Origin of the sequence: Aeromonas sp. FL131 (assembly GCF_049860615.1) — a bacterium.
In the GTDB taxonomy this organism is placed as follows: Bacteria; Pseudomonadota; Gammaproteobacteria; order Enterobacterales; family Aeromonadaceae; genus Aeromonas; species Aeromonas hydrophila.
On the sequence record NZ_CP187595.1, the window covers coordinates 2,117,948 to 2,139,293 of the forward strand.

The 21,346-nt window shown below is 59.3% G+C and carries 16 protein-coding genes; 3 read left to right on the plus strand and 13 right to left on the minus strand.

What is annotated here, in order from left to right; all coding sequences use genetic code 11:
- The first annotated feature begins 158 nt into the window (after positions 1-158).
- Positions 159-1,799, plus strand: a complete 1,641-nt coding sequence (locus tag ACPW75_RS09800; RefSeq protein WP_139389593.1) for an EAL domain-containing protein — start codon at positions 159-161, stop codon at positions 1,797-1,799.
- Here the strand turns inward: ACPW75_RS09800 and ACPW75_RS09805 are convergent.
- The 13 genes from ACPW75_RS09805 to ACPW75_RS09865 all read right to left on the minus strand — a co-directional run bounded on the left by ACPW75_RS09805 (position 1,762) and on the right by ACPW75_RS09865 (position 16,411).
- The gene (locus ACPW75_RS09805; protein WP_017408190.1) at positions 1,762-2,256 is read right to left on the minus strand and encodes a hypothetical protein; all 495 of its coding nucleotides are present in this window, start codon (positions 2,254-2,256) and stop codon (positions 1,762-1,764) included. The two genes, ACPW75_RS09800 and ACPW75_RS09805, sit on opposite strands and share 38 nt — an antisense overlap.
- Before the next feature lie 169 nt (positions 2,257-2,425).
- Positions 2,426-2,788: a DUF2750 domain-containing protein gene (locus ACPW75_RS09810; RefSeq protein WP_010674427.1), complete on the minus strand. Its 363-nt coding sequence runs from the start codon at positions 2,786-2,788 to the stop codon at positions 2,426-2,428.
- Between the two features lie 187 nt (positions 2,789-2,975).
- Positions 2,976-4,280, minus strand: coding sequence for an inosine/guanosine kinase (locus tag ACPW75_RS09815; RefSeq protein ID WP_042067042.1), 1,305 nt, complete (start codon positions 4,278-4,280; stop codon positions 2,976-2,978).
- 179 nt (positions 4,281-4,459) lie between these two features.
- Positions 4,460-4,852 carry an MAPEG family protein gene (locus tag ACPW75_RS09820; protein ID WP_077096583.1) on the minus strand — a complete coding sequence of 131 codons (393 nt, stop codon included), beginning with the start codon at positions 4,850-4,852 and terminating at the stop codon, positions 4,460-4,462.
- A gap of 73 nt (positions 4,853-4,925) precedes the next feature.
- Positions 4,926-5,900 (minus strand): ferrochelatase, encoded by a 975-nt coding sequence (gene hemH, locus ACPW75_RS09825; protein WP_026080103.1) that lies wholly within the window; start codon positions 5,898-5,900, stop codon positions 4,926-4,928.
- 114 nt (positions 5,901-6,014) lie between these two features.
- Complete coding sequence (gene adk, locus ACPW75_RS09830) at positions 6,015-6,659, minus strand: adenylate kinase (RefSeq protein ID WP_011706319.1); 645 nt, start codon at positions 6,657-6,659, stop codon at positions 6,015-6,017.
- A gap of 254 nt (positions 6,660-6,913) precedes the next feature.
- On the minus strand, positions 6,914-8,827 hold the full coding sequence (htpG, locus tag ACPW75_RS09835; protein ID WP_077096584.1) for a molecular chaperone HtpG: 1,914 nt from the start codon (positions 8,825-8,827) through the stop codon (positions 6,914-6,916).
- A gap of 233 nt (positions 8,828-9,060) precedes the next feature.
- Positions 9,061-9,663 carry a recombination mediator RecR gene (recR, locus tag ACPW75_RS09840; protein WP_010633741.1) on the minus strand — a complete coding sequence of 201 codons (603 nt, stop codon included), beginning with the start codon at positions 9,661-9,663 and terminating at the stop codon, positions 9,061-9,063.
- 125 nt (positions 9,664-9,788) lie between these two features.
- Entirely contained in the window at positions 9,789-10,646 is an 858-nt protein-coding gene (gene fdhD, locus ACPW75_RS09845; RefSeq protein ID WP_017784686.1) for a formate dehydrogenase accessory sulfurtransferase FdhD, read from the minus strand.
- 10 nt (positions 10,647-10,656) lie between these two features.
- Positions 10,657-12,786, minus strand: a complete 2,130-nt coding sequence (locus tag ACPW75_RS09850; RefSeq protein ID WP_011706322.1) for a sigma 54-interacting transcriptional regulator — start codon at positions 12,784-12,786, stop codon at positions 10,657-10,659.
- Between the two features lie 354 nt (positions 12,787-13,140).
- On the minus strand, positions 13,141-13,539 hold the full coding sequence (locus ACPW75_RS09855) for a hypothetical protein (protein WP_005301849.1): 399 nt from the start codon (positions 13,537-13,539) through the stop codon (positions 13,141-13,143).
- Positions 13,540-13,620: 81 nt separating this feature from the next.
- A complete protein-coding gene (gene fdhF / locus ACPW75_RS09860; RefSeq protein WP_081398610.1) occupies positions 13,621-15,765 on the minus strand; it encodes a formate dehydrogenase subunit alpha in 2,145 nt (714 codons plus the stop codon).
- A 46-nt stretch (positions 15,766-15,811) separates the two neighbouring features.
- Positions 15,812-16,411: a 4Fe-4S binding protein gene (locus tag ACPW75_RS09865; protein ID WP_077096585.1), complete on the minus strand. Its 600-nt coding sequence runs from the start codon at positions 16,409-16,411 to the stop codon at positions 15,812-15,814.
- Positions 16,412-17,295: 884 nt separating this feature from the next.
- Here ACPW75_RS09865 and ACPW75_RS09870 point away from each other — a divergent pair.
- Entirely contained in the window at positions 17,296-18,540 is a 1,245-nt protein-coding gene (locus ACPW75_RS09870; RefSeq protein WP_143238999.1) for an ATP-binding protein, read from the plus strand.
- A gap of 629 nt (positions 18,541-19,169) precedes the next feature.
- Complete coding sequence (kup, locus tag ACPW75_RS09875) at positions 19,170-21,038, plus strand: low affinity potassium transporter Kup (protein ID WP_010633733.1); 1,869 nt, start codon at positions 19,170-19,172, stop codon at positions 21,036-21,038.
- Positions 21,039-21,346 lie beyond the last annotated feature (308 nt).

Sequence of the window (21,346 nt, forward strand, 5' to 3'; positions counted from 1 at the left end):
CGATTCATCTTCGCCTGTTTCCGGCGCCATGAAAGTGGTTTCACTCACATTTAACTGATTTCAATTGACCCTTTTCCAGGAGTTGAGCGGGATCTCATGCTTTGCGGCGCGAGCTTGGTTAGAATTTCAGCATCAACGACATCATCAAGGATGACACCATGTTGAACAAGCTCGGGAGCAACCAGCTGCTGGTGATCGCTCTCCTCTGTGCTCCCCTGCTGCTGTTGCAGGGGCTCTGGCTCGCCTTCACCAGCACGCTGCTGACCCTGCTTATCATCCTCGCCACCAGCCTGCTCGGCTTTGGCTTGCTGAGCATGCTGACCCTGCGCCTCCAGCAGGTGGAGCGCAGTCACCAGGAGCAGGTGTGGTGCCGGGCACTGCAACTGCGTGACCCCACCTGTCTGACCACCCCCGAGGCCCAGGCCGCCCTGCAGCAGCTGCTCGCCCACTTCAACGAGGCCGAGCGCGACGCCCACCGCCAGATCAGCGAGCTGCACAATCAGGCAACCCAGGACGAACTGACCCAGCTGCAAAACCGCCATGCCTTTCGCCGCGACATGACCGAGCTGCTGCAGCGGGATCAGGACACCCAGACCGCCACCCTGGTGCTGATCCGCGCTACCGAGCTTGGCAAGCTCAACGCCCAGCGCGGCTTTCAGTCGGGAGACGCCTACATCAAGGATATCGCCAATATCATCACCAGGGTGGTGAGCCGCTTCCCCGGCCATCAGGTCTACCGCATCTCGGGGGCCGACTTCGCGGTGCTGGTGCAACCGGTCGCCAACATCCCACCCCCCCTGCTCGGGCGGGATCTGAAAATCGCCTTCGATCACTATCAGCAGCAGCATGAACTGGAGAGCGCCGCCTACTCCGGGCTGACCCGGCTCAGCAGCGGCCAGAAGATCGAGGCCATTCTGGCCAGGGCGGATCTGGCGCTGGCCCGCGCCCAGACCGAGACGGTCAACGGCTGGGCCATCCAGCAGGATGACAGCGTGGTGGAACTGCAGGGGCAGCATCACTGGAAGCTGGTGCTGACCGAGTTGCTGGAGCAGGAGCGGATCAGCTTCACCTACCAGCCGATCCAGCCCATGCACCGCAGCATGCTGGCCTACAACGAGATCTACACCCGTTTCAGCAGTGCCGACGGCACTGTGCTACCCACCGACACCCTGTTCGCCATGGCCCAGCGGCTGGACATGGTGATGCGGCTGGAACAGATGCTGGTGACCCACGTCATGCGCCAATACCGGGCCTTTGGCTCGAATCAGAGTCGCTGGGGCATCAACCTCTCCAGCAACCTGCTGCAAAACAGCGCCTTTCTGATCTGGCTGGACCGACAACTGCTCAACGACCCCAACACCAGCGCCAACCTGGTGTTCGAACTGGATGAAGAACATCTGGAGCGCAACCTGACCGGGGCCAAGCGGGTGTTCGAGCTGCTCAGGCGCAACGGCAGTCGCTCCGCCATCTGCAACTTCGGCAAGGGGATAGGGTCATTCAACCTGTTTCGCGAGCTCAAGCCCGACTACATCAAGCTGGATCCGGCCCTCATCACCGGGCTGGAGCAGGATCTGACCAACCAGCAGTTCGTGCGGATGATCGTCGACGTGTCACACCGGATGGGGTGTCAGGTGATTGCGGAAGGGGTGGAGCAGCTGGGTCAGAAGCAGCTGCTGCAGGGCATGTATGTGGACGGGCTGCAGGGCTATCTCATCGCCAAGCCCCAGCAGTTGCGACCGGATATCAGCCAGCTCGGGCTGTTTACTGAGGATGCTTCAACTTCAGCAGAGTCAGAATAATGTCGTTGAGCTGGCGATAGCGCTCCAGCTCCTTCTGATCGTAACGGGTCGCCAGGGTGGTGGGGTTATGGCGATTCTTGAGGTAACGGTTGATCTGCAGCCGGTTGAAACCCGCCACCTGATAGACCTGCCCCAGCAGAGCATTGAGCTCTTCGTGTTCAAGACCGGCCTTGGCGAGGTAATCCTCCTGGGCCGGGCTCTCCAGCTGGCAGCTCTGCTTGGCAATGCGACCGGTCTCCTGCAGATAGCTGAGCCACTGCTCCAGGTAGAGCGGCTTGCAGCCCGCCAGCAGATTGAAGAAGCCCACCGCATCGCAGCGGCAGTCGGTCAGCAGCAGCACCGCCAGTTGATCGTCATCGCAGCGGAAGGTGACGGGGCCGCTCTGCCCCCAGTCCAGCGCCTGAACCCGGATCTCGGCTCGCGCCCCTGCAACGCCGGTGACGTCGAATACAAACATGGCTCCTCCCGCTCGGCAAAAGGTTGATGATGGACCATCCCTTTGGCGGGTGCAAAGCCAAATCGCCTTTTCATTCAGTATTCTGCAAGCCGGCCATAAAAAAACCGACATCCTGTGCGGATATCGGTTCTAATCAGACGGGCCAAGGCCCGGCTCAATGCAGTGTGGTTCAGGCGTCCAGTTCCACCAGCGCCTTGGCCAGCTCGATGGGTTCGAGCTCCTGCCCTTCCAGATCGGCGTTCCAGTTCGGGCCGACCAGCACGTCGTCTTCGTCCAGATCGTTGATCCAGATGTCGAGAAACTCTTCCAGCTCGATCACTTCCGGCTCGTAGTCGGCCCACTCGTCCACGCAGTGCAGGCGGGCATCCCCTTCGGCAGACCAGAGCGGCATCACGTCAGCATCTTCGAACTCGGCAGAGCGGCAGACGACCCAGTCTTCACCGTAACGCAAGCCCCATACCTGACCCGACTCGCGGACTTCTTCGATGAACAGTTGGAAATTGGCGTCAAGATTGTCAGTTAACTTACTCATGGGGCTCTCTCTCTATCGGGTGCTGCGGCCACGGCAGTGCCGAGTGGCAATGCGGTGGCCAAATGGTGTCGCAAAAGTGACATGGACTCAAGCATCTTGGGGTTTATCACACAAAAAACTGCCCGCGGCCGGGTTTTACCTGACAAAACGCCTCCCGAAGGAGGCGTTTTCAGCGCAAGGGGCGGGATCAACGCTCCCAGTACACCTCTTCCAGGCTGTCTTCCTTCTCCGGCAGACCGCGCGACAGGCGCGGGCTGCTCTGGGCCAGTACCTCGTAGCTCACCCGGTTGGCGTACTTGCACACCTGGGAGAGCGAGGAGTAGGTGAGGAACTCGGCCACGTGCTTGGCGGAGTTGGGCACGGCGCTGCGGTGATAGGCGTTGGCCACCATGTCGTGCAACACGGCGGAGAGTGCCCCGTCCCCTGCCCCGTTGGTGTTCTTGATCTTCTCCGGCCCGCCCATGTAGGGAGAGATGTGGGAGTAGATACGCTTGGGCACGCGGCAACCACTGCGGGTCATGGGGCGGCTGAACTCGTACATGTTGAACTCGGGGATGACACCGGGCAGCAGCGGCAGCGTGGTTTCGCGCTTGAAGTCCTCTTCGGTGTAGGCAGCCATGTAGAGCCCCACCGGCCCTGCGGTGCAGAGCACCATGTCGGCCCAGTCCAGCGCCTTGTCGGCGGCAGCCAGCGGATCGGAGAAGCCGGTCAGGGCTTCGCCCTCCTCCTCATTCATGGCGAGCACGGTGACGTTCTCGCTGATGAAATCGCGCCACCACTGGGGGTCGGACTCGATGACGAAGCGGGTACCCAGGGTCAGCACCACCGGCACGCCGGCCTCGCGGGCATAGCGTACCGCGGTCATGGCCGCGTCCTTCATCGGGGTGCCATCTTCACCGCGCACCAGATAGGCGGTGATGACCAGGGCGGAGGACTCCTTGATGATGGTTTCGGGGATGTGGGCCACATCCAGATGATCCATCTTGCCGGCGTTGATGCCGAAGCTGCGCTCGCCCCCTTCGGTGATGAAGGTGAAGCAGCGGCCGACCGGGCCGTCTACCGGCTGCAGGTAGTCGAGGTTGACCCGTGACGAGGTGTTGCACAGGTAACGGTAGGCGTAGCTGCCGATGCGGATGTCCTGGCTCATGACGCCGAGCAGGATGGAGTGGGAGTCCGCCAGCACCGAGTAGTTGTGCATGGTGTTGCCGATGGTGCCGCCGGCAAATTCGCTCACCACCATGTTGTTGCTTTTGAGCTCGTTGTAGATCTGCTCGGCCACGTCATCGGAGATGAGCATGGAGTGGCCGCGGCTCAGGCCGTAACGCTCGAGAAATGCCAGATCAACGTGCGCCTCGATGTCGACCAGCGTCTGGTCAATCCCGACCACATAGGCCTTGCCCCGCTCCGCAAGCACCGCGCTCTGAGAGATGAGGGGATCACGACGATCCACTGGAAAGTAGTGTTTGGACTTGCGCTGACCGGGAAATTTCATGGCAATGTTCTTGTGCTCTGGGGGAAAGAGGGGCGGGATTTTAACACAATCCGCCGCGCCGAAAAGTCGCCTGATTAAAATATGAAGTCAGTATAGACACGGCCTGCAGAGGAAAACGTTTACCAAAACCCATCAAAAAAACCACCTCGCAAGGAGGTGGTTTTTACAGCGAACAAGACTCAGCCGGCGGCAAGCCCGCTGGCCAGTGCCAGCACCGAGAAGAGCCCCAGCGCCAGCCAGAACAGCAGGGTGCCGACCAGCCTCGGCAGGTTGGGCGCCTTGGGGATCTGGATGCCGATGGCATGCAGGATGCGCCCCACCAGCAGCGCCAGGCCGCCGACATGGAGCCACAACGCCCCGACGCCCGCCAGCTCGCACAGCGCCATCAGCAGCAGGGTGAGCGGCACGTACTCGGCAAAGTTGCCGTGGGCCCGGATGGCGGCGCGCATCTCGGGTGCCTCCCCTTCCCCTATCATCACCTTGAACTGGGCCCGGCGCTTGACCACCCAGAAGGAGAGCAAGAGGAACAGCAGCCCCAAGAGGCCGGCGTAAATCAGGGTGATATGCATCATGGTGAAACTCCTTCTCCTTGGATAGCGAACGACTGGCAGCCGGTGCCGATGGGCCGCACCGGCTGTATGTCTGTCAGGCCAGCTCGCGGCAGATCAGCGACACCATCATGCGGATGTGGGCCTGATCGCTGTTGAGGGCCGGAATGTATTCAAACTGCTCGCCACCGGCGGCCATGAAGATCTCCCGGTTCTGCACCTGGATCTCCTCCAGGGTTTCGAGGCAGTCGGCGGCAAAGGCGGGGCAAATCACGTCAAGCCGCTTGATCCCGGTGGCCGGCAGGCCACCGATGGTCACGTCGGTGTAGGGCTTGAGCCACTCCTCCTTGCCAAAGCGGGACTGGAAGCTGGCGGTCCACTGGCTGGCCTCCAGCCCGAGCGCCTCGGCCAGCAGGGCGGCGGTGCGCCGGCACTGGTGACCATAGGGATCCCCTTCCCGCTCGTAGCGCTCGGGAATGCCGTGGAACGACATCAGCAGGTGCTCGCCCTGGCCGTGCTGTTCCCAGTGGCGGCGCACGCTCATGGCCAGCGCCTGGATATATTCGGGGTGAGCATGGTAATCACGAATGAGCCGCACCACCGGCAGATTGCGCTCTTTTTTCATCGCCTTGGCCCAGCCATCGAACACCGAGGCGGTGGTGCTGACCGAATACTGGGGATAGAGCGGCAACAGGATCACCCGGTTGACCCCCTTGGCCTTGAGCGCCTGCCAGCCCTCATCCAGCGAAGGGGAGCCGTAGGTCATGGCCAGCTCCACCGGCACCTCGACCCCTTCGCGCTTGAGCTCCTGCTCCAGCGCCGCACGCTGCTGCTTGCTTATCACCATCAGCGGCGAGCCCTGCTCGGTCCACACCTGCTGATAAAGCTTGGCCACCTTGGGGGAGCGGGTTGGCAGGATGATGAAGTGGAGCAGAGGACACCAGAGGTAGCGCGGCAGGTCGACGACCCGCTGATCGTGCAGAAACTGGCTGAGAAACGCCTTGACGGCGGCCGTGGTGGGCGCGGCTGGGGTACCCAGATTGACCAGCAAGATCCCGGTTTTCGTGGTCACGTATGCTTCCTGTCGTTCTGTTGTTATGTCTGAATGCAAGAAAGGGCCCATGCCGGGCCCTTGTCTCACTGGCACATTACCGCTGGCCCCTTGGGGGCGATGGCAATGGCGGGCTTAGCCCAGGATGGTCGCCAGCTGCTTGCTGACCAGATCCACCGGCTGGGTGCCATCAATCTTGACGTAACGGGTGTTGCCCGCTTCCGCTTCCTTGCCGTAGAAGCCGATGAGCGGTGCGGTCTGCTGATGGTACACATCCAGACGCTTGCGCACTGTGGTCTCTTCGTCGTCGGCACGGATCACCAGATCTTCACCAGTCACGTCGTCCTTGCCTTCCACTTTCGGCGGGTTGAACACCACGTGGTAGGTACGGCCGGAGCCGGAGTGAACGCGACGACCGCTCATGCGCTTGACGATCTCTTCGTCCGGCACGTCGAATTCCAGTACGAAGTCAACGGCAACACCGGCGTCCTTCATGGCTTGCGCCTGGGGAATGGTGCGCGGGAAACCGTCCAGCAGGAAGCCGTTGGCGCAATCCGGTTGGGCAATACGCTCTTTGACCAGGCCGATGATGATGTCGTCAGAGACGAGCTGACCTGCGTCCATCACGGCTTTGGCCTTGAGGCCCAGCTCGGTGCCCGCCTTGATCGCGGCACGCAGCATGTCGCCGGTGGAGATCTGCGGAATACCGTGTTTTTCCATGATGAACTGAGCCTGAGTACCCTTGCCGGCACCCGGAGCCCCCAACAGAACAATGCGCATACACGCTCCTATTGATTGGTTATTCAATTCTTGAGAAGGCAAAAAACTACACGGTTTCGCCCATTTTCACAAGCTTGCCCCGTGTGAGTGGCTTATTTTTCACCATATTTCCGACATGGCAATACGACCATTGGCGCAGATCCGTGTACGAAAAATGAGTGAAAATGCAGCAGTGCTGCACGCAACTGGCGCCCGCCCCAAACGGGGCAGGCGCCAGAAAAGAAAGAGCCCACTGCACGCAGTGGGCCCAAACATCATGCCTGGAGTAACAGACGGTTGATACGGGAGACGAAGCTCGCCGGATCATTGAGCCCGCCCTGCTCGGCCAGCTGGGCCTGTTCGTGCAAGAGGGTGACCCACTCGCCGAACAGCGCCTCGTCTTCGATGGCGCCCAACTTCTTCACCAGAGCGTGGTCAGGGTTCAGTTCCAGAATGTACTTCTGCTCCGGCACCGGCTGACCGGCGGCGCGCATCAGCTTGATCATCTGGGTGCTCATGCCGTGGGCATCGGTGACGATGCAAGACGGTGAGTCGGTCAGACGGTGGGTGACGCGCACCTCTTTTACCGCATCCCCGAGGCTCTGCTTGACACGCTCAACCAGACCGGCGTTGGCTTTTTCAGCCTCTTCCTGCGCCTGCTTGGAGGCTTCGTCTTCCAGATCGCCGAGATCCAGCTCGCCACGGGTGACGGAGACCAGCTGCTTGCCGTCGAACTCGGTCAGGTGGCTCATCAGCCACTCGTCGACCCGCTCCCACATCAGCAGCACTTCGACGCCCTTCTTGCGGAAGATCTCGAGGTGCGGGCTGTTCTTGGCGGCAGCGTAAGAGTCGGCGGTGATGTAGTAAATCTTCTGCTGGCCTTCCTTCATGCGGCCAACGTAATCCTCCAGCGACACAGTCTGGGCTTCGCCCTCGCCGGCGGTGCTGGCAAAGCGCAAGAGCTTGGCGATCTCTTCGCGGTTGGCGTAATCCTCGGCCGGACCTTCTTTGAGCACATTGCCGAACTCGCTCCAGAACTTGGCGTACTTCTCGGCATCATCCTTGGCCAGCTTGGCCAGCATGGTCAAGACGCGCTTGGAGCAGGCCTTGCGCAGGGAGACGGTCACCTTGTTGTCTTGCAGGATTTCACGGCTGACGTTGAGCGGCAGATCGTTGGAGTCCAGCACCCCTTTGACGAAGCGCAGGTAAGCTGGCATGAACTGCTCGGCGTCGTCCATGATGAAGACGCGCTGCACGTAGAGCTTCAGGCCGTGTTTCTGATCCCGGTTGTAGAGATCGAACGGGGCACGGGCCGGCACGTAGAGCAGGCTGGTGTACTCCTGCGCCCCTTCCACCCGGTTGTGGCCCCACAAGAGCGGATCTTCGAAGTCGTGAGCGACGTGCTTGTAGAACTCCTGATACTCCTCGTCCTTGATCTCTTTCGGGTTGCGAGTCCACAGCGCAGTGGCGCGGTTGACCTGCTCCCACTCACCCGGAGTGCCGACGATGGTCTCACCGTCTTCCTCCCGATCCGGTGTGCCCTCTTTGAACATCTCCACCGGCACGCTGATGTGATCGGAATATTTGCTCACCACGGAGCGCAGGCGCCAGTCGTCGAGGAACTCGTCCTCTTCGGCGCGCAGGTGCAGGATGACGTCGGTACCGCGACCGGCTTTGGTCACGTCAGCCACGGTGAAGGAGCCTTCCCCTTCCGACTCCCACTGCACGCCCTGCTCCGGAGCAGTACCGGCGGCGCGGGAGACCACGGTCACCTTGTCGGCGACGATGAAGGCGGAGTAGAAGCCCACCCCGAACTGACCGATCAGCTGGGAGTCGCGGCCCTGATCACCGGAGAGGTTCTTGAAGAACTCGGCGGTGCCGGACTTGGCGATGGTGCCCAGGTGCTCGATCACCTGGTCACGGGTCATACCGATCCCGTTGTCGGAGATGGTCAGGGTCCGATTTTCTTTATCAACCACCAGGCGAACGCGCAACTGGCCGTCGTTTTCGAACAAAGAGGCATCGGAAAGCGCCTTGAAGCGCAGCTTGTCCGCCGCATCGGAGGCGTTGGAGATCAGCTCGCGCAGGAACACTTCTTTGTTGGAGTAGAGGCTGTGGGCCATCAGGCTCAGCAGTTGTTTGACTTCAGTCTGAAACCCGTGGGTTTCGGCATGAACGCTTTGGGTCATCGACACTATCCTCAGGCGATTCGGGTTGAACATATTCCCGATCCAAGATGGGGCCGGCGATCGCCATTTCAAGGGGGGACAAAACGTCGAGGCGTGCGAATGGCGATTTTTGCGCCAATCGACCCTCTTGCCCAACAAAAAACCCGCCGAGGCGGGTTCTGGTATTCTGCTGAGTCGCGACGCAAATTCAGTTCAGTTGCTAGCGCAGGCCCGATTGAGGGGCTGGCGCTGACTCAATTAAGGGGCTGACGCCCCATCAGGGAGTGGGAGAGCGTGGTGCCATCCACCAGCTCCAGCTCGCCGCCCACCGGCACCCCGTGGGCAATCCGGCTCACCTTGACGCCAGCGGCGCGGGCCATGTCGGCGATGTACCAGGCGGTGGCATCCCCTTCGATGGTGGGGTTGGTGGCCAGAATAAGCTCGCTGATCGCCTCGTCTTTCAAGCGTCGCTCCAGGATCTCCAGCCCCAGCTCCTCCGGGCCAATGCCGTCCAGCGGCGAGAGATGGCCCATCAGCACGAAGTAGCGGCCGGAGAACTGGCCGGTCTGCTCGATGGCAGCCACGTCCGCCGGGCTCTCCACCACGCACAACAGGCCGTTCTCTTCGCGCTTGGGATTGGCGCAGATCTCGCAGCGCTCGTTCTCGGTGAAGGTGCGGCAGTGGCTGCAGTGCCCAATTTCGGTCAGGGCGCGAGAGAGCAGCTGGGCCAGCCGCAGGCCGCCGCTGCGCTCACGCTCGAGCAGGGTAAATGCCATGCGCTGGGCCGACTTGGGGCCGACACCCGGCAGCACCTGCAGGGCTTTCATCATCTCATCCAGCAGCGGGCTGAATTTCATGGGCTTGGTATCCTTTGACGCTGTGTCGGCCGCGGTGCCCTGACGGGCAAGGAGCGCGACCGAACCTCTCTTGTTGGCGCAGGACTATACCCGAGCCAACCCCGAGCGCCAATGGCCTTGTGCCCTCAGCCCTCTGCCGAAACGGGGGATGACGCCGCGCTCGCCAGCAGGATGCGCTGGCGGCCGCTGTAGATCTCGGCCCGCCCCGGGCGGCAAAAGCCCACCAGGGTAAGCCCGGTCTGCTCGGCCCGCTCCACCGCGAGCTCGGTGGCAGCCGAGATGGCGAGCAAGATCTCCACCCCGGCGCTGGCGCACTTTTGCACCATCTCGAAGCTGGCGCGGCTGGTCACCAGGATGGCGCCGTCGCGCCGTTGACTTCGCTGCAGGTGCCCCACCAGCTTGTCCAGCGCGATATGGCGCCCCACGTCCTCGCGAATGGCGAGGATGTTGCCCTCGCCGTCCACGTGCACGGCGGCATGGGTCGCCCCCGTGCTCTGCCCCAGCAGCTGGAGCGGGCGCAGCGCCGCCAGCACCTTGTCGATATGACCCACCGCAAAGCGCTGGCTGTCGGGCAGCCTTGGCTGGGCGCGCACCACCTGCTCCAGGCTCTCGCTGCCGCAGATGCCGCACCCGGTGCGCCCGGCCAGGGTGCGCCGTTTCTCTTTCAGGCGATGGACGCAGCGATTGGCCAGGGTGATGTGCAGCTCGATGCCGCGGCAGGCGCTCTGCTGCTCGATGTCGTGGATATCGAGCAGGCTGTCGATGATCCCCTCCGACAGCGAGAAGCCGATGGCGAAATCCTCCAGATCGGCGGCCGAGCACATCATCACGCTGTGGGCGATGCCGTTGTAGACCAGCGCCACCGGGGTTTCGCAAGGCAGCTGCATGGCGCTGTCGGTGGTGACGCCGCGCTGATGGTAATGGACCACCTCGCGATGGGCGCTGAGCGCCTGCGGGGTGTCGGGGTCAAGTTCAAGCAACATCTGGGGCCCCTTAGTTGAGGGTGCGGGGATCTTTGGCCGAGATCCCGAGTCGTTTCATTTTCGACAGCAAGGTGGTGCGCTTCATGCCCAGGCGCTGGGCCGCGCCCCGCTCACCGGCAACGATGCCATTGCACGCCTTCAGCGCCCGGATGATGCTGACCCGCTCATCTTCCCCCTGTGCCTCGTCACCCTGCGGCAAGGCGGGCAGCGGCTCGCGAAACAGCTCCCGGGCCGGCTCGTCATAGACCAGGGTCTCTATCTTGTGAAAGCCCTTGAGGGGCAGCAGCTCGTCCGGCGAGAGGTTGAGCACGTGGCCGCGGGTCATCACCACCGCCCGCTCGATGATGTTCTCGAGCTCGCGGATGTTGCCGTACCAGGGGAGCGACACCAGCATCTTCATGGCGTCGGCCGGGATGGAGGTGATGGTGCGGCGCATCCGCTTGGCGATCTTCTTGATGAAGAAGTTGACCAAGAGCGGAATATCCTCGCGCCGCTCGCGCAGGGGCGGCAGCTCGATGGGAAAGACGTTGAGGCGGTAATAGAGGTCGCTTCTAAAGCGCTTGTTCTTGACCATGGAGAGCAGATCGCAGTTGGTGGCCGCCACCAGTCGCACATCGATGGCAATGGGGTTGCTGTTGCCCACCCGCTCCAGCTCGTGCTCCTGCAAGACCCGCAACAGTTTGGGCTGCAGATCGAGCGGCATGTCCCCCACCTCGTCGAGGAAGAGAGTCCCCTTGTGGGCCCGCTCGAAGCGGCCGATGCGCTGGGTCAGTGCGCCGGTGAAGGCCCCCTTCTCGTGGCCGAACAGATCGCTCTCGATAAGGCCGGTGGGAATGGCGGCGCAGTTCACCTTGACCATCTCGTGATCGTGGCGGGCGCTCAAGGCGTGAATGGCCTGGGCGATCAGCTCCTTGCCGGTGCCGGTCTCCCCCAGAATGAGCACGGTGCAGTCGCTCTGGGCCACCAGCTTCACCTTCTCCAGCACCTTCTCCATCACGGCGCTCTGGTAGATGATGTTGGCAAAGTCTCCCTGCGGCGCGGGTCCGTCGACCCTAAGGGTCTTCTCCCTGGCACCGGTGGTGTTGGAGATCTCCTGCTGCGCCTGCACGTTGTTCATGGCAATCGCCGTGCGCGCCGCCACTTGTTCGAGCAGCGAGATATCGAGGTCGGCGAAGAAATCCGCCTGTGGGTGAGAGAGGATCAGCACCCCCAACAGGTTGCCCCGATAGCGCAGCGGCAGAATGCAGGAGCTGTCGGCGTCGGGGGGCAGGATCTGGGAGGTAAAGCGGCAGCTCGACTGACAGCCGTGGCCCTGCTCGCGATAGAGGAAGAAGGGCTCGCTGTGGCCGAGCGCCCCCTGCAGGCAGTTCTTCTCAAAACACGAATGGTTGATGATGCCGGGCTGTTCGCGCTGCTGTTGATTGACCAGGTAGCTTTTGAAGCTGTCGGAGGTGGCGTTGTACTCGGCCAGGCACAGGCTGCTGATGCCAAAGTGGTGGTGAAGTATGGTGAACAGGCTCTGGGGCAGCTCGGCGATGCGCACCAGCTTGATCACCGCGTTGGTCACGTCCACCAGGATTTTGCAGCTGTCGCGCTCAAGGCGCAGGGAGTTGGCCTGCTCCAGGGTGCGCTCCTTGTCCAGCACGTTCTCCAGCGCAATGGCGACGATGGCCGCCAGCTGGGTCAGCTTGGCCAGGGTCTCCATCGGGAAGGCATTGGCCTCGCGGCTGATGAACTCCACCCCGCCCAGGTGACTGCGGGCGGTGGTGATGGGCAGCTGACAATAGGAGTGCAAGCCGTCATAGACAGGGGTGCTCGCCAGCTGTTCACAGCGGTGACGAAAGCGGCTCGCCGGCAGCACGATGGCCTGCTCGCGGGAAAAATGGAGATCGGCCTTGCGGCAGATGAGGTGAGCCGGCCCCTGCTCCCCCAGGTAGTAGAAGACCGCCTCCTCCCCCGTCCCCAGGTTGAGGATGAGGTTGACCCGATCCACCTGGCGAAAGCAGGGCTGGATCCGGTTCAGCTTCTTGATGAAGTCGTCCAGGGTGACGGCAGAGAGCAGGTTCTTGGAGAGGGAGAGAAAGCCGTCATCCCAGATGGGTGAGATGTCGGTCAACGGAATGGCACTCACATTCAGCATTCAGGCCTCGCATTACATCTAGATGGGTACCCTTGCCGGCCAATTGCAGCACGGCAACAACGGTAAACAATGCATCAGCCATCGCAGTCAGATGTTATAATTAATTTTTAAAAACTTAACGCTTAATTATAAAAACTAACATGCAGCGAAATAGCATCGCGCAGATTATCGCAGGATGGCTGGCATAATAAGTTAGCCCCATCCCCATTACAACCAAGCCGGCCCTGGCACATATTACAGCTCCGTCAGCGGATATTTCCCGCCACGCCCAAATATGGCGTCACTATCGCCGTCATTCGCCACATATCGCCGCCAACTGGCCCATCCTCTGCCCCTGTTGTCGCTGTCGCAGGTTCATGAGGAGAGCAGCCGGTAGTTGTGCAGCTTCAGTCCGCCGAAGATGAAGGCGGCGGAAAAGAGCTGAAGCCCCAGCAATAACCCACTGATATTGTCAGCTATTTCCACCGATACCACCCGATGGGTGAGGTAGACCCCGAGTCCCAGCACGCCCGCCAGCAGGCAGTTGACCAGGGTGGTGGAGAGAAAGGCAATGAGCCAGGCCGCCTGCACGCTCAATGCCGCCAGCACGGCACTCATGGCGATGCGTGCGGCGATAAAACAGCCGAAGAAGGCAAACCCCAGCAGAAATATCAATTCGTCGTGCCATAGAAAACACCCAATCCCTAACAACATCACCAGCAAATAAGCGGAGACATAAAAGATCCCGAACGAAAGATTTAATTCATTTTTCATGATGGACACCTGCCAGCTGAAAAAAGGATGAGCGGATCCGGGCCCTGTATACAGAGCCTGGATCCACTTTATTAACGACGATTACCCTTTGGCGGCGCTGCGCAATTTTGCCTTGAGCGCGCTGTATTCAGTCTGGACGTACACTTCCGCCCCCGGCTGATCCTCGATACGCTCAATTTTCACCGCGCAGTACTTGTACTCCGGCGTGTAGGAGACGGGGTCCACGTGCTCGATGGTGAGCTCGTTGCAGGCCCCGATCCACCACTGGTAGGTCATGTAGACCACCCCGGCGTTGACCCGCTCGTTGTAGTTGGCCCGGGTGATCACCTTGCCGCGGCGCGACGAGATCCAGACCAGCGCCTGATCCTTCACCCCGAGCTTCTTGGCATCGCTCGGGTGGATCTGCACATAACCCGGCTCATCGGCCAGGGTCTGCAGCGCCGAGCAGTTGCCGGTCATGGAGCGGCAGGAGTAGTGACCGACTTCGCGCACGGTGGAGAGCACCAGCGGGTACTCGGCACAGGGCTGCTCCAGCGGCGGCCGCCACTCGGAGGCGATCAGCTGGCCCTTGCCGCTCGGGGTGGTGAACACATTCCCCTCGAACAGGGTGCTGGTACCCGGGTGATCCTCGGTCGGACAGGGCCACTGCACGCTCTTGAGATCGGCCATCTTGTCGTAGCTGACCCCGGCGTAGAGCGGGCAGAGTCCGCGCAGCTCGTCCCAAATCTGCTCGGTGTCGCGATACTCCATGGGATACCCCATGGCGGTGGCCATCAGCGAGAAGATGGCCCAGTCCGGCTTCACGTTGTCCGGCGGCGTCACCGCCTTGTAGAAGCGCTGGAAGCCGCGATCCGCCGAGCTGTAGACCCCCTCGTGCTCACCCCAGCTGGTGGCGGGCAGAATGACGTCCGCCATCTCGGCAGTCTGGGTCATGAAGATATCCTGCACGATCACCAGCTCCATCCCCGCCAGGGTACGGCGGAACTGACCGAGATCGGCCTCGGTCTGGGCCGGATCTTCCCCGAAGATGTAGAAGGCCTTGCACTTGCCCTCCTCCACCTTGTGGCCAAGCTCGGTCAGCCGGTAACCCGGTTTCTGGGAGAGCGCATCCACCCCCCACGCCTTGGCAAACTTGGCGCTGATGGCAGGATCGCTCACCGACTGATAGCCCGGGAACTGGTGCGGCAGCATCCCCATGTCGCAGGTGCCCTGCACGTTGTTCTGGCCGCGTACCGGCCCGCAACCGGTGCCACGGCGACCGAAGTTGCCGGTCAGCAGCGCAATCCCCGCCAGCCCCTTGACCACGTCCACCGCCTGACCGTACTGGGTCACCCCCATGCCCCACAGGATCATGGACGCAGGCGATGCGGCATAGGTGCGAATGGCGGCGCGGATATCGGCGGCCTTGAGGCCGGTGATCCCCTCGACATATTCCGGGGTGTACTTGGCCACAGTGGCCTTGAAGGTGTCGAACCCTTCGGTGTAGTTGGCGACGAACGCCTTGTTGTAGAGCCCTTCATTGATCAAGACGTTGGCGAAGGCGTTGACCAGCGCCATGTTGGAACCGTTTTTGAGCGGCAGCCACTGATCGGCGATGCGGGCGGTCTCCACCATGCGGGGATCACACACAATCACCTTGGCCCCGTTTGCCTTCGCCTTGAGGATATGGCGGGCAACGATGGGGTGAGAGTCAGCAGCGTTGTAACCAAACACCAGCAGGCACTTGGTCTCTTGAATTTCGGGAATGGCGTTGCTCATGGCGCCGTTACCTACAGTTGTCTCCAGACCGGAGACTGAGGGTGCGTGTCACACCCTCGCGCAGTGATCGACGTTGTTCGTCCCAAGCACCGCACGGGCAAATTTCTGCATCACATAGTTGGCTTCATTGCCGGGGCCACGGGCAGAGCCGGTGGTCATGATGGCGTCCGGGCCATATTTCGCCTTGATGGCAGAGAGGCGGCTACTGGCGAACTCGATGGCTTCATCCCAGGAGACGGCTTCGAGCTTGCCACCGCGCTCGCGGCGGATCATCGGGCTCTTGAGACGGGGGGTCAGCAGGTTGGTGTCGTTCAAGAAATCCCAACCGTAATAGCCCTTGAGGCAGAGCTGCCCCTCGTTGGTCCGGCCGTTGGCGCCTTCGGCCCCCACCACCTTGTCGTTTTCAACCAGCAGGTTGATTTTGCAACCGGTGCCGCAATAGGGGCACACGGTAATGACTTTTTTCATGACTCACACTCTTGTTTGTTAACGAAAAACGGCTCGGCAAGCCCGCTCACACCCGCGTCGGCATCGCCAGCAGGGCCTCGGCACTGGCCAGCTGCTTCTGCCGGTTCAGGGTGTCAAGATGGGCCGGCGTGACCAGCCGCAGCGCCTGGGTCGGGCACACCTCGACACAGGCCGGGCCCGCCTCGCGGTGCTGGCAGAGATCGCACTTGAGCGCCTGCGCCTTGGTCTGCGGCCGCTTGAAGAGCGAATCGGCCGTGGGGGCCACCTCTTTCACCACCACCGCCATGGCGCCGTAAGGACAGGCCACCACGCAGGACTTGCAGCCGATGCAGCGCGCCTGCAGCACCTTGACGCAACCATCCTCGGTGACGATGGCGTTGTTGGGGCAGGCCATGGCGCACGGCTTGTCTTCGCACTGGCGGCAGAGCACCGGCGTGGTCACCTTGCTGCCCACGATCACCTTCAGCCGCGGCTGAAAATGGCTGTCCTTGGAGACCAGATGTCCATCCTCGATGGCAAGATGCAGGCCGCCCTCCCGCTCAAGGGTCCCGCTGCAGGACCCTGACTGGTGTGAAACGGCGCAGGCCACCTCACAGGTACGACACCCAATACAGAGACTGGGATCTGCAATCACGAAGCTGTTCATAGAGAGGGATCCTAAATGGTTCGTTACACCCGACCGCCCTCACCCACCTGGCAGGTGACAACACGGTCTGCCCCCACAAAGCATTTATCAGACCAACACGGAAAGATGGTCCGTCATAAAATCACAAACATATGAAAATAAAGAGATAATCTGGATGATAAAGGCGGCATTAGCCGTCACTGACGAGGGTGACGAAGGGGGCGCCCCCTGCTCGACATGACAAAAGTGACGAGGTCGACACCCAATGGCCACTCCCCTGCTCCATCGGATTGACCGACTTCTCAACGACATGTCGATGGCTCATGGAGGGAGTGGCGACAAGAGGGCTCAAGACAGCGTCCACAGGCTCTGGTGAGGAAAAATGGGGAAAAAGTTGTTTAACTTTGCCATCTAGGTAAAAGGATACACAAAGAAAGATCGAACAAAAAAATCCTCTACTGATAAATTTATTGAGCAAGATCCTGTTTCCAACGCTTCCTGCTTCTGTTTTTTATCCGAACAGTTAGCATGTCCCAGATGACAACCAACTCCGTTGAGGGTGTTTCCATGAAATGGATAGATCAAACAGCGCGGGTTAATAGCAAAAAACTGGGGACTGTAATTCAGGAGCGGGAGCTAATAAACATGCTAACTAGAAATGACCTTCCTTGTCTGCACACATTGGGCAACTAGAACATCAACCTCTAACATGGATATAGAACAGGCTTTGTCATATATAGACATGGCATCCCTGAACTATCGATACGTAGAATTAAAAGATGTTTATTTAAAATAACAAACTATTTTTTTGAACATATAAAAAATGGTTTGTTATTATGTGGTAACTGTTCGCATGATAGAGCTCTACATTTTTTAAAATTTAAACGTAAAATACAGGAGCACCAATGAAAGTATCCGATGTTTTTACACCTGGCAGGTACCCAACTTACACATACGTTGATGACCATTTGCAAGATAAAAGGACTCAACTTCTAGATACCCTTGATGCTGGCGCAATGCTAGTATCTATTTCTGGCCCATCTAAATCAGGTAAAACTGTATTTATAGAGGAATGCCTTGGTCGAACAAGCCTAATTCAAGTCACTGGTGCTGGTGTAACGGAGGCGTCAGATCTGTGGATGCGGGTTTTTGATATTATTGGAACAGAAGTACCAAGTGCTATTTCTAATGTTACCTCAGCGCAGAGTAGCGTAGGCGGTAAAGGCGCAATAGAAGGAGGTATATTAGTAGCAAAAGGAAAGGCTGAAGTATCAATAGACAGAACCAATACTAAATCCCAAACAACATCAGCATCATTGGCTTCAGATTGCTTACAACTGCTAATCCGTGAGCTCACTAACACGGATTTTGTTGTCTTTATTGATGATTTCCACTACATCCCAAGAGAGGTTCAAGTTGAGGTGGCTCGTCAAATAAAAGAAGCTATTAGAAACAATGTGAAATTTATATGCGCTTCTGTTCCATACCATTCCGATGATGTAATAAGAAGCAATCCAGATTTACGTGGAAGAGTATTTACCATTGACTTTGAGTATTGGGGAGGGGAAACTCTCAAAAAAATTGCATACAAAGGTTTCCTAGAACTTGGTATAGATTATAGAGATACAGCAATAGAACATTTGGCTGCAGAAGCCGCAGGTTCTCCGCAGCTAATGCAATATCTCTGCTTAAATGCCTGTCATGAGCTTGGACTAAAATTCAAAGGCGAAAAAACAATAGCGCCTGAGCAATTAGATGCGCCAGATCTTCACGAAAAAATATGCGGCAGAACTGTACAATCAACAGATTATGGCTCTGTTGTACAGCTTATGAAAGAAGGTCCAAAGACTCGTGGCTCTGATAGAAATCTTTATTTTACGACATTTGGTTGGAATGGTGATGTATATCGACTTCTTGTTAAAGCGATCTCACTTGACCCACCGAAATTAACATTTAGATATAGCCCACTTAGTGAAAGAATATTAGGTATGTGTACAAGAGAAAGTCCAAGTGGTTCAAGTATTACAAGTGCTTGCTCTCACTCAGCAAAGATAGTTAATGATGCCGCTGGTACAAAAATTGTCGAATGGGATGGTGAGCATGATGTTTTCGATATCCGTGACCCATACTTCTTATTTTATATTCGATGATCTGGTGCGGCAGACACCTAACTATTCTGACCATATATGAACAAGTACATATAAGATATGATAAGTACATTGCACCGCTTTATAGTGGTGCAACTCATTTCGTTCATTGCACCACTATATTTAGTATCTCTGTTTATCTTTTGTTGTATAGTAACCACCCTTGGTGCGATCACTTTCCACTCCTGCTATTTACTCTCCCTCTCTAAATAAAGACTCCATTGCCTCCCTATTCCACTTTATTTACGATTCAGGCAGGTAATTTATTGGTCAGCATTTTATCGTTTATTTCTTAGCCAGCTTGATGCAAAACGCTGGCAAAAATGGATAGTCAGCTAAAACAATCACTTGCCAAGGTCTGGACGGGGTATTTCAATCAGCGGCCAATTAATAATTTCGTTAACCACCCCTTTTTGATTATTTATACCTGAGCATAAACCCACGACGGGTGTGTCATTATACCCTTAACGGCAGATGAACAGACTGTGTCCCATGATGAGCCTCTTTATATCCAGTTAGCTCCCTTTCCCATCGCAATCCATTAATGCGTTCCTGCGGCACCTGCCGCACGCCCGATAGACGGGGGCGGCCCGTGCTGGCCAATCGTCACCATCAAACTGACAGACAACTTCATGAACGGTAATCACAAACAAGCCCTGTCCGGCGTTACGCTGGCGGCGATCGGCGTGGTCTATGGCGACATCGGCACCAGCCCGCTCTATACCCTGCGCGAGTGCCTCTCCGGCCAGTTCGGTTTCGGGGTGGAGCCCGCCTCCATCCTGGGCTTTCTTTCACTGATCTTCTGGCTGCTGATCCTGGTGGTCTCGGTCAAGTACCTCTCCTTCGTGATGCGGGCCGACAACGCCGGCGAAGGGGGCATCCTTACCCTGATGTCGCTGGCCACCCGCAACACCCCGGCCAAGTGGACCCCCTTGCTGATCATCCTGGGGCTCATTGGCGGCAGCTTCTTTTATGGCGAGGTGGTGATCACACCGGCGATGTCGGTGATGTCGGCCATCGAGGGCTTGAACATCGCCGCCCCCTCCCTCGACCCTTATATAGTGCCGCTCTCGGTGCTGGTGCTGACCCTGCTGTTCGCCATCCAGAAACACGGCACCGCCACCGTGGGCAAGCTGTTCGCCCCCATCATGCTCACCTGGTTCATCACCCTGGCGGTGCTGGGCCTGAACAGCATCTTCCAGCACCCCGAGGTGCTGGGGGCACTCAACCCCGTCTGGGCGCTGCGCTTCTTTGCCAAGTACCAGACCGCCTCCTTCTTTGCCCTCGGCGCCGTGGTGCTGGCCATCACAGGGGTAGAGGCGCTCTACGCCGACATGGGCCATTTTGGCAAGAGTCCGATCCGGCGCGCCTGGTTTATGGTGGTGTTACCCTCCTTGGTGCTCAACTACTTCGGCCAGGGGGCGCTGCTGCTGGCCCATCCCGAGGCCATCACCAACCCCTTCTTCCTGCTCGCGCCGAAATGGGCGCTGCTGCCGCTGCTGCTGCTGGCGACCCTGGCCACGGTGATCGCCTCGCAGGCGGTGATCTCCGGGGTCTTCTCGCTGACCCGACAGGCGGTGCGCCTCGGTTATCTCTCCCCCATCCGCATCGTCCACACCTCCGAGCAGGAGTCCGGCCAGATCTATATTCCGGTCATCAACTGGATGCTCTATATCTCGGTGGTGATCGTCATCATGAGCTTCGAGCACTCCAGCAATCTGGCGGCGGCCTACGGCATCGCCGTCACCGGCACCATGGTGCTCACCTCCATCCTCTCCTGCTCGGTGGCTCGCCACAGCTGGCACTGGAACAAGTACCTGGTGGCCGCCCTGTTTATCGCGCTGCTGGCCATCGACGTGCCGCTGTTTGCCGCCAACCTCGCCAAGATCTTCTCCGGCGGCTGGCTGCCGCTCACCCTGGGCGCGGTGATGTTCACCGTGATGACCAGCTGGAAGAGCGAGCGCTTTCAGCTTATTCGCCGCCTCAACGAGCACGGCAACTCGCTGGAGCCGATGATCGCCTCGCTGGAGAAATCCCCGCCGACCCGGGTGGCCGGCACGGCGGTCTATATGTCGCGGGTGGTCAATGTGATCCCCCATGCGCTTCTGCACAACCTCAAGCACAACAAGGTGCTGCACGAGCGGATCATCCTGCTCACCCTGCGGGTGGAAGAGGTGCCCTACGTCCACAACGTGCGCCGGGTCTGCATCGAGCAGCTCTCCCCCACCTTCTGGCGGGTGGTGGCAAGCTATGGCTGGCGCGAGACCCCGAACGTGGAGGAGATCTTCCACCGCTGCAACGCCGAGGGGCTCAGTTGCCGGATGATGGAGACCTCCTTCTTCATGGCCCACGAGTCGCTGATCATGAAGGAGCGCCCCTGGTATCTCTACCTGCGCGGCAAGCTCTTTATGCTGCTGCAGCGCAACGCCCTGCGCGCGCCGGATCAGTTCGAGATCCCGCCCAACCGGGTTATCGAGCTGGGATCCCAGGTAGATATCTGATGGCGTGAGTTGCGCTAAAGAGAGAGGGAGGCATTGGCCTCCCTCTCTCTTTTTACCGTTAATCCCGATGGCCGCCCCCTCATCCCCAGCCCTTCTCCCACAAGGGGAGAAGGGTACACACACCACGGCGACCCCCACAGACATCCCACCGTAGGGTGCAACAAGCGCAGCGCCGTGCGCCATATGGCAGACTCCCCCTCATCCCCAACCCTTCTCCCGCGAGGGGAGAAGGGAGCACACCACCGCGAACGTATTTGCAGACCGGTGCAATTAACTTGGTTCTTTGCCCCCTCCCCCGATGCCCTGGC